The following is a 220-nucleotide window of genomic DNA, read 5'->3' as shown; positions in this document are numbered from 1 at the left end:
CTGAGCATCAAAGGCGTCTTCCACCGTTCCGCGAATAAACGCAATGACATCCTGTGCATCTTCAGCCGAGGATGATTTGCCTGTTCCGATTGCCCAGATTGGTTCGTATGCAATAACAAGCTGCTTCGCCTGCTCACTTGCCAGACCTTCCACAGCACGCAGCACCTGATCACGTACCCATTCTTTTGTCTTCCCGCCTTCACGCTGCTCCAGATTCTCA

At 52.3% G+C, this 220-nt stretch carries 1 protein-coding gene; it reads right to left on the bottom strand.

Translation table 11 applies throughout. The features are described 5' to 3' along the window. Positions 1 to 220: triose-phosphate isomerase (locus tag LKX83_RS33330; RefSeq protein ID WP_227887593.1), on the bottom strand; the 220-nt coding region annotated here is incomplete at both ends.

It is taken from the genome of Cohnella baijiui (genome assembly GCF_020731285.1).
Taxonomy (GTDB): Bacteria; Bacillota; Bacilli; order Paenibacillales; family Paenibacillaceae; genus Cohnella.
Note: the sequence above shows the minus strand (reverse complement) of the source record. Positions and strands in the feature narration are given on the sequence as shown.